The following is a 12365-nucleotide window of genomic DNA, read 5'->3' as shown; positions in this document are numbered from 1 at the left end:
TACAGATTACTACAATAAGGTGATATATTATGGCAAAAAAGTCTAAAAAAACCATAACCAAGAAACGGGTAAAAAAGAATATCTCCACAGGTATTGTGCATATTCAGTCTACCTTTAATAACACCATCGTAACCATTGCAGATGAAAACGGCAACACCATCTCCTGGTCTTCCGCCGGCATGCAGGGGTTCAAAGGTTCCAGAAAGAGCACTCCCTTTGCCGCCAAGCTGGTGGCTGAGGATGCCGGTGCAAAAGCCATGGAACACGGCATGAAGAATGTCGGTGTATATGTAAAAGGCCCCGGACCCGGTCGTGAATCCGCCCTGCGTGCACTGCACGCCCTTGGATTCAACATTTCCATGATCAAAGATGTGACGCCGGTGCCCCACAATGGATGCCGTCCGCCCAAGAGAAGAAGAGTATAAATAAGGAGGATTACCTTGGCACGTTATAGAGGATCTGTCTGCCGGCAGTGCAGACGCGAAAATATGAAGCTTTTTCTGAAGGGCGACCGCTGTTTTTCAGACAAATGCAGTTTTGACAGAAGAAGTTTTCCTCCGGGGGAACACGGACAGAAGAGAAGCAAACAGTCCGACTACGGCATCCAGCTTCGTGAAAAACAGAAAGTCCGCCGGATTTACGGCGTTTCTGAAAAGCAGTTCAGAATCGCTTTCAAGAAAGCCGACCGTCAGAAGGGCATCACTGGTACCAACCTGCTGCAGATGCTTGAATCCCGCCTGGACAACACCGTTTTCCGCATGGGATTCGTGAACTCCAGAAACCAGGGACGCCATTTTGTTCGCCACAACCACTTCACCGTCAACGGCAAGAAAGTTAACATTCCCTCTTACCAGGTGAAACAGGGCGACGTGATCGAAGTCCGTGAAAAGAGCAGAAATATCCAGGCAATTGCCGAATCTCTGGAAGCCATCGTGAGACGCGGTGTGCCCCAGTGGCTTGAAATCAATAAAGAAAACTTCAAGGGCGAAGTAAAAGGCGCTCCTGCAAGGGAAGATATTACACTGCCCATCCAGGAACAGTTGATCGTCGAGCTTTATTCTAAATAGGTACATCATTATTTTATATATGGTTTATCCAAATATTTATTCAGGAGATTTAAATGTCATCTGAAAACCTTGCATATGTAAACTGGCGAGAGATGATCAAGCCGGAGAAGCTTGATGTTACCACAACATCCACATACGGCAAATTCGTATGTGAACCCCTGGAAAGGGGGTACGGTATCACCATCGGCAACTCTCTGCGGCGGATCATTCTATCATCCATATACGGTGCGGCCATAGTTTCTGTGAAATTTGATGATGCCCTTCATGAATACAGCGTGATCTCTGATGTCCGTGAAGATGTCTCCGAAATTATTCTCAACCTTAAGGAACTGAAGCTTAAGGTTGAGGATACCGAAGACAAGATTCTCACGCTTAACATCACAGGCGAGGCCGAAGTAACCGGTGCCGACATTGTCAGCCCGGACGGTAAGGTCGAAATTCTGAATCCCGAACAGCATATTGCCACTGTCAATAAAAACGGTGTGCTCAATATGGTCATGGTGGTAAAAACCGGTAAAGGCTATGCTTTGGCATCGGCCAATAAAGACGAGGATGCGCCCATCGGCACCATCCCCATCGATTCGGTTTTTTCTCCCATTAAGCGGGTAAAGTACGTGGTGGGAACATCCAGGATCGGGCAGAAAACAGACTATGACAAACTTACCCTTGAGGTCTGGACAGATGGCAGTGTAACACCTGACGATGCCGTAGCCTATGGAGCTAAAATCCTTAAGGAACAGATGAACCCCTTCATCAATTTCGATGAAGAGCTTGAACCCGATGATGTCGAAGTCAAAACCGACGACTCAGACAAGGGATTCAACGAGAACATCTACCGGTCCGTGGACGAATTGGAGCTGTCCGTAAGAAGCTCCAACTGCCTGAAAAATGCCAGAATCCATACCATTTACCAGCTGGTCCAGAAAACAGACAGTGAAATGCTCAAGACCAAGAACTTCGGCAGAAAATCCCTTAACGAGATTAAGGAAGTGCTGAGTACCATGGGTCTGTCCCTGGGTATGGATCTTGAAGGATTTGAACCGCCGGAAGAAGAGATTAATCAGGAAGGAGAATAAGTACCATGAAGCATAGAAAATCCGTATTAAAACTGAACAGGACCTCTGCACACAGAAAGGCGATGTTTAGAAACATGGTAACTTCTCTGTTCAAACACAGCAGCATCAAAACCACCGAAGCCAAAGCAAAGGGCCTGAGACCCATTGCAGACAAGATGATCACCCTGGCCAAACGGGGCGATCTCCATGCCAGACGCCAGGCGCTGGCGGTCATCCGTGAAAAAGATGTTGTCCATGCCCTCTTTGAAGAGGTATCAGAGAAGTTTGCTTCCAGACAGGGTGGATATACCCGAATCACCAAGCTTGGACCCCGGAAGGGCGATGTGGCCCCCATGGTCAAGATTGAGCTGATTTTCGACTAGATCCAGCCGTCTGACACAGACGCTAAACCCCGGCACCGCGGTTTCTTACCGCTGCCGGGGTTTTTTTATTGGACGAAAGAGTTTCAGGCCCTACTGATGGGTAGGCGCGGTTTTACGTGTTGTCCAGGGCTTCCCTGACGCAGTTAAGAAACTCCTTGTTGATGATGGGCTTCTGCAGAAAGCAGGTAACCGATAAACTGCCCGGCCCCTTGTCGGACAGACTGTCGTTGTATCCTGAGCATAATATGACAGGCACCCCTGTTCTCAGTTTTGAAATTTCATCGGCAAGTACAAGCCCGGTCATGGCCGGCATGGTCATATCCGTAACCACAAGATCGAATAGATCGGGTGTCCTGGCAAATGCTTCAAGCGCCCTCTGCCCGTCTTCATAAAGATGTACGGTATAGCCGAATTTTTCAAGCAGTTCACGTATGAAATCCCGGATATCCGGCTCATCATCCACCACCATAACCGTCTCACTGCCGCCAATGGGGGCGGCATCGGTGAGAAGGGGGGAGGGCCTTTCATTTCTTCTATCGTCAACCACCGGCAGATAAATATAAAAACTTGACCCCACACCAGGTTCGCTTTCTGCATGAATAAATCCCTCATGTTCGTCCACAATGGCATGGACGAGTGCCAGTCCGAATCCCGTGCCGTGGCCGACTTCTTTGGTGGTGAAATAGGGATCAAACGCCTTTTCCAGGGTTTTTCTGTCCATGCCGTGGCCGGTGTCGGTGATTTCCAGTTTTAAATAGGGGCCGCACCGGGCTTTGGTGCTGTCATCACAATGGGCCTCTTCGGGGGCATCGACCGTATCCAGGCTCACAGTCATAACCCCTCCGGTGTCCTGCATGGCATGGAAGGCGTTGGTGCAAAGGTTCATAATCACCTGGTGCATCTGTGTGGGATCAGCATTGACCATATCCCGGCTGTTTACCCTGGATACAATATCTATGGTTGTCGGAATTGACGACCTGAGCAGCTTCAGGGCTTCTTTTAGCACCAGCCTGAATTTAAGCGGTTTTTTTTCAAAATCATTCTGCCGGCTGAAGGTGAGTATCTGCTGAACCAGTCCCGTCGCCCGCTGGGCGCCTTTTACAATCTGGGCCAGGTGGCTGCGGGTTTTAGACGGGGTGTCCAGGGTCATTTCGGCCAATTGGGCGTAACCGAAAATGCTGGACAGGATATTGTTGAAATCGTGGGCGATGCCGCCGGCCAAGGTCCCGATGGCCTCCATTTTCTGCGATTTTTCAAGCTGGACCGCCAGTTTTCGCCGTTCATCTTCCCCCTGCTTCAATTCCGTGATATCACGCCCCTCAACCACGATAAATTCCACATCAGAATTGGTGTTGAATATGGGTTTGACCGACATATCTATATTTTTGACCCGGCCTGCCCGGTCGACATGGGTGGTTTCCAGGCGGACGGTTTCCCCCTGTTTTGCTTTTTGGAGAGCGGCCATTACCGGCTGAATTTTTTCTTCTTCATGATCCTCCCACCATGGCATATCCCAGTATGGACGGTACAGGACTTCTCCTTCTGTGCACCCGGCAAAGTCCATTAAACTTTGGTTGATTTCTTCCAAAATGCCGTAGGGGGATAAAATACAAGTGAACTGAAAGGACCGGTTGAACAATCCCCTGAGCTTGAGTTCGTTGTCGACCAGGGCGGCCTGGGTATCCACCGTTTTTTGGATTTCCTGGTTCAGCTGGTCGTGGTATTTTTCAAGCTGGTCCATGAAGGCGTTAAAATGCCCGGCTATTTTTCCTAATTCATCATCCGGCCCGGGAGTCATGCGGATGGTATAATCGCCTTTGGCGCCGGCATCCAGGGTGTCAGCCAGCCGGTCAAGGGGACGGGTGATTGATTTAGATGCCAGAAACGCAAGCAGGGCAAAGGCAGCAGGAATAATGAGAATATCGGCTAGAAGTATGGTGCTGAAGGTATATAAGGGGGTATAAACTTCGTCCGTATAGCTTGTGGCTCCGATGATCCAATGGTATTCAGGAAGGTGTTTGAAAATAACCAGTTTATCCCGTAAACTGCTGTCCTTGGGGCTTTGCCAGGTATATCTGAATTTTCCGTTTTTCTGGTCCAGCATATTCTTTATTACCGCCGTCTCTTTAAACGCATCTATCGGCATTTCCCCGAATTGAGTGGGGTGGACCAGAAAAGTTCCGGATTCATCAATAATAAAGGCATAGCCGCTTTTACCTGATTTGAAGTCAAGTACTTCATCCTTGAATTCATCTACGTCTACAAGGTAGCTGAATTCGTCCATGTAAGTCGAGGCCGAAATGATCCAGTCAAGGGGTTTGTAATATGCCATAAAGACTGCTTTGAGGCGGGGTGAATCATCGCCTTGAGATTTCCATTTGTATTCCAGATACCCGTCTTTCATGGCCATTTGTTTGCGGGCGAATTCCATGTGTGCCAGATTGATGCCCTTGATTCTTTCGTTGGGGTGGATAATGGCGTCGCCCCGGCTGTTAAGGCAGTAGATATATCCTGAGATACCGATGGACTGATTGAGAAAAATTTCTTCGATGGTGTTGATGGCTTGCTGGCGGGTCATCAGGCCGGATCGATGCTTGGAGTAGTAATATTCGGCGATTTCAAAGTTTTTCTCAGCAATACCCTGAAGCCGGGTTTTTATTGTAATGCCTGCGGTGGTCCGGATCAGGCCGGCCAGGGTGTCGGCACTTTGTTGGAGTTCATTTTCGATCCCGCGTTCCAGAATTTTTTTAACCTGGAAGTAAAGAATGCCGTTGGAGGCCAGAATGAGTGGTACTGCAATGAGTAAAAACGAAAAAATCAGCCTGTTTCTGAATGTGAGATGTTTAAATTTCATAACGCCCTGTGACATTCTCTACTGTTTTTCTGATTTGCCTGTCAGACACCGTTTTTTTAGATAGTTGAATAGTATATTAAACAACCGCATAAAGCCATAAAAAACCGGTTGGCCGCTTAAAAACAGGGCCGGCGGGAATTACAGTCGTGATTTTTTTCTGCTTTTTTCCCTGTAGAGTGCCTGGTCCGCAGCTTTCAGCAGCGACGGGGCATCGGTTACCCCTTCATCCGCTGCATTGGCGATGCCGTAACTCAGTTTTACCCAGAACTGTTGATCTTTGAATGCCAGGGGGTGGGCGTCCAGGTCGGCGGTGACCCGCCTGATATAGTTTTCTGCCTGTGATTTACCCGTGGAGGGGAGGATGGCCACGAATTCGTCTCCGGCAAACCGGGCCACGATATCCGAATCCCTCTTGAGCCGTGTGAGGGTGTCGGCAATCAGGCAGAGGGCATTGTCCCCCACATCATGGCCGGCTGAGTCATTGATGGTTTTGAAATCGTCTAGGTCCAGAAATATGATGGATAATTCGGTTTCATACCGTTTCGCCCTTAAAAATTCCCGGTCCATTACCCGCTCCATGACCCCCCGGTTCAAGAGGCCGGTCAGCGGATCGTGAAAGGCAAGAAATTTAAGCTGTTCATGGGCAGTTACATTGGAAAGGCAGAGGGATACCTTCAGGGCCAGTTGTTCCAGCAGAGAGGTGTCGATTCCCGGCTCGAACCTGCCTGGATCCAGATCCGCCTGGTTGATGCTGCCCACGATCTCCCCGTCAAGTGTGATGGGCGCCACTGCGATGGATCCGATGCTATAATCGCCTAATTCCGGCATAAGCTGGCTGAACCGGTCCAAATCCTGGTTGGCCAGAAGAGGTTTGCTGCTATTTTGGATTATGGAGAGAAAGGCCGCTTTGGGCACAAATGCCGATGACCGCCTGAGTAGTTCGGTACCGTTGTTCTCTTTGAGCTGGGCCGCGATTCGGCTTTCACTGATGATGGAGATCCAGATATGGGGAATTGAAAATTTATCGGAAATCTCTCGTAAAAGCCCTTCAAAAAAATCATTGAAGTTTAATATGGATAGGATGCTGATTTCAATTTCGGTGAATTTTTTTGCAATGGCTTCGTTTTCTTTGAGCCTGTCAATTAATGCCTTGGGTATTTCCATATTTTTGTCCTGCTTAGCGCATCTCTCCTGCATGGTCCGGTTCTGTGCCCGCCATTTCCGGTGTCGGGCAAATCATCATCCTTGCTTTAAAGATCATTGAAAGGAAAGTCAATATGAATCAATAGAAATTTATGGCCGAAATTTATTGGACCCGCCCCTGGATATCCAGCAGAAGAATTCCCTTGGAAACCCGGGGCCCGCCGATGGTGACACTGCCATTGTTTTTCAATGCCACTCCGGTGCGGAAAACCTGTTTGCCTTTGGCATTAATACGGATACTATACTGAATGCGGTTGCCGGACATGCCCTGGGGGACAATGGTGAGGTTGCGCCGGCCCGGAAGGGACATCTGACCCTTCCGCCCCTGGGACAGGACCATGGTTTTCTCTTTGATCAGTTTGAACCGGGTGTATTTGAACACCGGCTGGATTTCCCTGACCACATTGCGAATGCCCGGATCCACATGGGACGGCCCCTGACCGGCCTGGATAACCCTGACCCGGGTGTGGTAGGTGGACCCGGCCAGGGCCGGAAGGGCCGACAGCCAGACCGCGGAAATGATTAGGATGAGTATTTTAAGACCTTTATACATTGTTCTCCTTTCGGCCTCAGATTTCGGAAAACCAGATAATGGTGTGCCGGGTATCCGGGGTGTCAATGATCATAACCGATGAGCCGGTGGTGTCAACTGAATTTACAATGGCTGACGGCTCATTGATCGGCGTCCGGGTCCAGGGGAACACGGCCACCGCCAAAATCAGGGCCGCCGTACCCAATGAGGCGAGTTTCAGAGTGAATCCCCTTGAACGTCTGCGGCCTCCTGGACGGGTGGTTCTGCGGACGGAAATGGGGGGCAGTTCATTTTGAATCCTCTGGGCCTGGGCGTCAATATGGCGGCTGACCCCCAGGGATAACTGCCTGTATGCCGCTTCCTTTGCGGCACAGTCGGGGCAACCGGCCATGTGGCGGATAAAGGCGTCACGCTTGTAGGATGATACCTCATTGTCCACAAAACGACTGATGAATTCTTCGCTATAGGCGGTGCACGATATCATGGGGTCCTCCCTTTGGTATGATGGGGCGTTTCCAGGTGGTCCAGAATCATTTTTTTAGCCCTGAAAAGCCTGGAGCTTACGGTGCCCTCCTTAATGCCCAGAAGCCGGGAAATTTCCTTGTAGGAGAGTCCTTCCACTGTTTTGAGCACAAATACCGTCCTGATTTTTTCGGGCAGTTTACCCACGGCCCGGTCCAGGGCCCGTTCTTCCTGTTTTTCCCTGAGTTTCGTTTCCGGGGTGCTGCCCTGGCATGCCCGGTCGTAGACCAGGAATTCAGTGTCCGGTTCCAGGGATGTGTGGTGCCATCTGAACCGCCGTTTCCACTTCCGTTTCCAGTTGAGGCAGGCGTTGATGGTGATTTTTCTCAGCCAGGGCCCCAGGCCTCTGTCGCCCCGGAATTGTGCAATATTGGTGACGGCATTGACAAAGACATCCTGGACGATTTCCCGGCTCTCTTCATGGTCCAGGGTGATGCCGTAAGCGATTTTCAGCAGCCGCTCCTGGTAGAGCCGAACCAAACGGTCGCATGCCCAGTCCTGGCCAAGTTTCAGCCTTTCCACCAGGGCGGCTTCATCCATGGTCTCCCCTTCCGGCAGATTTCGGCCCCGTGTGCCGGAAAGGGATGGTATTGTATTCGGTGTTGACGTTTCTGCCATGCAGTCCAGTCCAAATTCTGTACGTCGGCGGGTTAAAAGTTTCAGTGTTGTCTTACCCACACCCGTTTTCTTTCCCAGTGTCCTTTTTTCGCAAGGCGCCTCTGGTGCCTGCCGGGAGTCCATCTGCCCCGTTTATTGTAGTGGCCAGGGTGCCAACTGGTTGTATATACCGGCTTTACCCAAATTCTGCATATTTCCCAGTGCCCCCTTCTATGCTTTTTGTGGTGGGGGGCATACCGGGCATCATACCGGTGGTGAACAATTGTCCTTTCCGGGGCGGGATGGGATATGCTGTTGGCGATGGCTGTCCCCAAAAGGGTGATCCCGGTGCCGATGAGAATGCCTTCGATGGTGTGGCGGCGGGCCGCGCCTGCCTGGGCAGATGCGGTTGAAAGCCCGATGATCAAAAAGGCTGCGGCAACAATGGCAATTTGCTTTTTCATGATGTCCTCCTCAATGGTGTTTACCATGGCGGGCGTAAAGACTGCCCGGTTAATGGGGTAGACACCGGAAAACCAGAAAACTTCAAAAAAAAATTAGGCCCTTTGCATACACCGGCACCCCGGCCCTGAATGCCGGTTCACGGCCGTTGACCGTTTTTCTGATGAAGAAGGCTGCCGGTCTAAAAGGCAAAGGCAGTCCTGAGGCCGGTGTACCATAAAAATACACGGGCCTCAGGGGAATTCATTTCATCAGCCGCCAATACTGGTCATATGGCTGATGGGGGCATCTTTGACACTTCGGCTGCCCAGGTCGTGAAACAGGGGTTTTTGGGCCAGGGTGGCGTCAATGATCTGTTGCAGTTCATTGTCCTTTGCGCCGGCCCGAAGAGGGGTGAGAATGTCTGTTTCATAGTTTCTCAGCAGGCAGGGACGGAGTGTCCCCCGGGAGGTCAGCCGCAGCCGGTTGCACTCACTGCAGAAATGGGAGCTCACCGGTGTTATGAACCCGAGGATACCCTTGGCATTGTTCAGCCTGTAGTTTTTTGCCGGACCGTCGTTTTCGCCCCGGGGCACCGGCGTCAGGGGGCCGTGGTTTGCCGTGATGATCTCCTGGATGTCACTGGTGAGGATCTGCTGTGCCTTTTCCACAGGGGTATCTCCCATGGGCATATATTCAATGAACCTGATGTGGAAGGGATATTTCAGGGTGAGCCCTGCAATATCCTGGATTTCATCGTCGTTGAATCCCCGCAGGGCCACGGTGTTAATTTTCAGGGGAGAGAAGCCCAGCATATGGGCCGTTTCTATGGCCTGCCATACCTGGTGGAACCGGTCCCGCCGGGTGATTTCCTTGAACCGCTGGGGATCCAGGGTGTCCAGGCTGAAGTTCAGGCGGGAAATCCCCATTGCCTTGATGGCCTTCAGCTTGTCCCGGGTAAGCAGGGCCCCGTTGGTGGTGATGGAAATGTCCTTTAGGGCATCGATCCGGCAGAGCCGTTCCAGAAAGGAGAGAATCCCTTTGCGGGCAAATGGTTCTCCCCCTGTGATTCTCACCTTGGTAATGCCCATGTCACAGGCAAGGTTGGTGATCCTCAGAATTTCCTCATATCTGGCAATCCGGTCGTGCTCTATCACCCTGAAGGGGGTTGCGGGCATACAGTACCGGCACCTGAAGTTGCACCGGTCCGTGACTGAGATCCTCAGGTAATTAATGGGACGGTTGCCTGCAATCATGGTCTAGTTACCTGCATAGTGAGAGAGCAGGGCGTCAATAACCCCCTGGATGGTGTAAGGATCGGCCTCCACCGTGGGCGTCAGCCCAAGGGATTTTGCCGTATCCGAGGTGATGGGGCCGATACTGGCCAGGGCCACGTCCTTGAGCAGGGCAGGGGCGTCTTCATTTTCAAGCAGGGAGATGAAATTGCTCACCGTGGAGGAGGAGGTAAAGGTTACCGCATCCACTGCATTGTCCCGGAGCAGGTCGATGAGGGCTTCCTTGCCGTCGTCGGCCAGTTCGGTCTCATAGGCCGTGACCTCATCCACCAGGGCGCCCATTTTGGTCAGCTCCTCGGGCAGGATGGTTCTGGCCTTTTTGGCCCGGGGCAGCAGGACCTTCTTATCCTTGATGTCCACATCCGAGAAGGCGTCCACAACGGATTCCGCCCTATAGGTTTCCGGCAGGATATCGGAGATGATGCCGTAATCCGCCAGCCGCTCCTTGGTCACCGGCCCGATGCAGGCGAATTTCAGGTGGCCCAGGGCCCTGACGTCTTTGCCTTTTTTAAAGAGGGTGTCAAAGAAGAACTTCACCCCGTTCACCGAGGTCAGCACCAGCCAGTCGTATTTATCCAGGTTGTCTATGGCCTCTTCCAGGGGCGTCCTGTCTTTTGGCGGAGTAATCTTTATGGTGGGGATTTCAATGCACTGGGCGCCCAGCCGGTTCAGTTCCGCCACCAGGCCGGAGGCCTGGGCCCGGGCCCGGGTGATGACAATGCGTTTGCCGAACAGGGGCTTTTTGTCGAACCAGGCCAGTTCCTCCCGCAGGGAGACCACATGGCCCACCACGATGATGGCAGGCGATTTCAGTCCCGCCTTCTTTACCACATCCACAATGGTTTCAAGGGTGCCGGTGACGGTCTGCTGCCGGGTGGTGGTCCCCCATCTGACCAAGGCCACCGGGGTGTCTGCGGGTTTGCCGTTGGCCATGAGGTTTTTCACGATGTTCGCCAGGTTTTTCACCCCCATGAGAAAAACCAGGGTGGCGTCGGATTTGGCAAATACATCCCACTGCATCCGGCTTTCCGCCTTATCCGGCCGTTCATGGCCGGTGATGAAGGAGACAAAGGAGGTATGGTCCCTGTGGGTCACGGGGATGCCGGCGTAGGCAGGGGCGGAGATGGCCGAGGTTACCCCGGGCACCACTTCGTAGGAGACCCCGTATTCCAGCAGTTCCTGGGCTTCTTCGCCCCCCCGTCCGAATACAAAGGGGTCGCCGCCCTTGAGGCGGGCCACGCTTTTACCTTCTTTGGCCTTGTCCACCAGAAGCAGGTTGATCTTATCCTGGGTCAGGGTGTGGTCCCCGCCCTTTTTTCCCACATAGATAACCTCTGCATCTTTGCGGGCATATTCCAGCAGATAGGGAGAGGCCAGGTAGTCGTAGACCACAACATCTGCGCTTTCAATGCATTCTTTGGCTTTGATGGTGAGCAGCCCGGGGTCTCCTGGGCCGGCACCGATGAGGTATACCTTGCCTGTGTGATTACTCATTTGAATTCAGACTCTCCAATATGCGTTTGCCGCCGTTTTCAAGCAGCTGTTCTGCCAGTTTCCGTCCTTTTTGGGCCACGTTTCCGGCCTGGGCGGCGATGCTTTCCCTGATGACTTCACTGCCGTCTTCCGATGCGACAATTGCCGTAAGTACAATATCTTCCTGAATCAGCTTGCCGAAACAGGCCACCGGAATATGGCAGGACCCCTCGATCTGTTTAAGAAAGGCCCGCTCTCCCTCTACACAGACCCGGGTGGGGCCATGATCCAGGGCCTCCATGACAGGGGCCATGTCCGGATCATTTTCCCGGGTCTCAATACAGAGGGCGCCCTGTCCCACGGCCGGTACCATGATCTCTTCGTTGAGGTATTCTGAGATTTCCTTTTCCTGGCCCAGGCGTCTCAGGCCGGCGGCTGCCAGCACAATGGCGTCGTATTCCCCGGATTTCAGTTTTTTGAGCCGGGTGTCCAGGTTGCCCCGGATGGAGCTGATTTCCAGGTCGGGCCGGGCATGTTTGAGCTGGGAGCCCCGTCTCAGGCTGGAGGTGCCGATGACAGCCCCCTGGGGATAGTCTGAAAAGGCCTTTCCTTCCCGGCTGATCAGAACGTCAAAGGGATTTTCCCTCTCGGGTACAGCGCCGATGACAAGGCCCGGAGGCAGTTCTCCGGGCATGTCCTTCATGGAATGGACGGCCAGGTCGATGCGGTTTTCCAGAAGGGCGGTTTCGATTTCTTTAACAAAGAGCCCTTTACCCCCCACCATGGCCAGGGGGCGGTCCGTGATCCGGTCTCCGGTGGTTTTAATGATGACGATGTCAACTTCGATCTGCTCAAAGGCCTGTTCGATACGGCCTTTGATATAGTTGGCCTGCCACAGGGCCAGTTGGCTTCCCCGGGTGCCGATGCGCACTTTATTTTTCAT

The 12365-nt window shown here is 52.3% G+C and carries 13 protein-coding genes; 4 read left to right on the top strand and 9 right to left on the bottom strand.

The window, feature by feature from the left end:
* Window positions 1-29: 29 nt before the first annotated feature.
* From rpsK to rplQ, 4 genes are read left to right on the top strand one after another with little or no spacing between them, the layout of a single operon-like run.
* A complete protein-coding gene (gene rpsK / locus HUN04_07940) occupies window positions 30-425 on the top strand; it encodes a 30S ribosomal protein S11 (protein WDP89654.1) in 396 nt (131 codons plus the stop codon).
* Window positions 426-440: 15 nt separating this feature from the next.
* Window positions 441-1067 carry a 30S ribosomal protein S4 gene (rpsD, locus tag HUN04_07935; GenBank protein WDP89653.1) on the top strand — a complete coding sequence of 209 codons (627 nt, stop codon included), beginning with the start codon at window positions 441-443 and terminating at the stop codon, window positions 1065-1067.
* A 53-nt stretch (window positions 1068-1120) separates the two neighbouring features.
* On the top strand, window positions 1121-2143 hold the full coding sequence (locus HUN04_07930) for a DNA-directed RNA polymerase subunit alpha (GenBank protein WDP89652.1): 1023 nt from the start codon (window positions 1121-1123) through the stop codon (window positions 2141-2143).
* Between the two features lie 5 nt (window positions 2144-2148).
* Window positions 2149-2505, top strand: coding sequence for a 50S ribosomal protein L17 (rplQ, locus tag HUN04_07925; protein ID WDP89651.1), 357 nt, complete (start codon window positions 2149-2151; stop codon window positions 2503-2505).
* A 112-nt stretch (window positions 2506-2617) separates the two neighbouring features.
* Here rplQ and HUN04_07920 read toward each other — a convergent pair whose 3' ends face one another.
* The 9 genes from HUN04_07920 to hemC form a co-directional block, all read right to left on the bottom strand.
* The gene (locus tag HUN04_07920) at window positions 2618-5359 is read right to left on the bottom strand and encodes a cache domain-containing protein (GenBank protein ID WDP89650.1); all 2742 of its coding nucleotides are present in this window, start codon (window positions 5357-5359) and stop codon (window positions 2618-2620) included.
* A 138-nt stretch (window positions 5360-5497) separates the two neighbouring features.
* The gene (locus HUN04_07915; protein ID WDP89649.1) at window positions 5498-6523 is read right to left on the bottom strand and encodes a GGDEF domain-containing protein; all 1026 of its coding nucleotides are present in this window, start codon (window positions 6521-6523) and stop codon (window positions 5498-5500) included.
* Window positions 6524-6665: 142 nt separating this feature from the next.
* A complete protein-coding gene (locus HUN04_07910; GenBank protein ID WDP89648.1) occupies window positions 6666-7115 on the bottom strand; it encodes a hypothetical protein in 450 nt (149 codons plus the stop codon).
* Window positions 7116-7131: 16 nt separating this feature from the next.
* Window positions 7132-7578, bottom strand: a complete 447-nt coding sequence (locus HUN04_07905; protein WDP89647.1) for a zf-HC2 domain-containing protein — start codon at window positions 7576-7578, stop codon at window positions 7132-7134.
* Window positions 7575-8156, bottom strand: a complete 582-nt coding sequence (locus tag HUN04_07900; GenBank protein ID WDP93205.1) for a sigma-70 family RNA polymerase sigma factor — start codon at window positions 8154-8156, stop codon at window positions 7575-7577. The genes HUN04_07905 and HUN04_07900 overlap by 4 nt, the downstream gene beginning before the upstream one ends.
* Before the next feature lie 119 nt (window positions 8157-8275).
* Window positions 8276-8677 (bottom strand): hypothetical protein, encoded by a 402-nt coding sequence (locus tag HUN04_07895; GenBank protein WDP89646.1) that lies wholly within the window; start codon window positions 8675-8677, stop codon window positions 8276-8278.
* A 249-nt stretch (window positions 8678-8926) separates the two neighbouring features.
* Window positions 8927-9910: a GTP 3',8-cyclase MoaA gene (moaA, locus tag HUN04_07890; GenBank protein WDP89645.1), complete on the bottom strand. Its 984-nt coding sequence runs from the start codon at window positions 9908-9910 to the stop codon at window positions 8927-8929.
* A 3-nt stretch (window positions 9911-9913) separates the two neighbouring features.
* Entirely contained in the window at window positions 9914-11443 is a 1530-nt protein-coding gene (gene cobA / locus HUN04_07885) for a uroporphyrinogen-III C-methyltransferase (GenBank protein WDP89644.1), read from the bottom strand.
* Window positions 11436-12365, bottom strand: coding sequence for a hydroxymethylbilane synthase (gene hemC, locus HUN04_07880; protein ID WDP89643.1), 930 nt, complete (start codon window positions 12363-12365; stop codon window positions 11436-11438). The genes cobA and hemC overlap by 8 nt, the downstream gene beginning before the upstream one ends.

The sequence above is a fragment of the Desulfobacter sp. genome, assembly GCA_028768525.1.
Classification (GTDB): Bacteria; Desulfobacterota; Desulfobacteria; order Desulfobacterales; family Desulfobacteraceae; genus Desulfobacter.
This window is presented reverse-complemented; position numbering and strand designations above follow the sequence as displayed.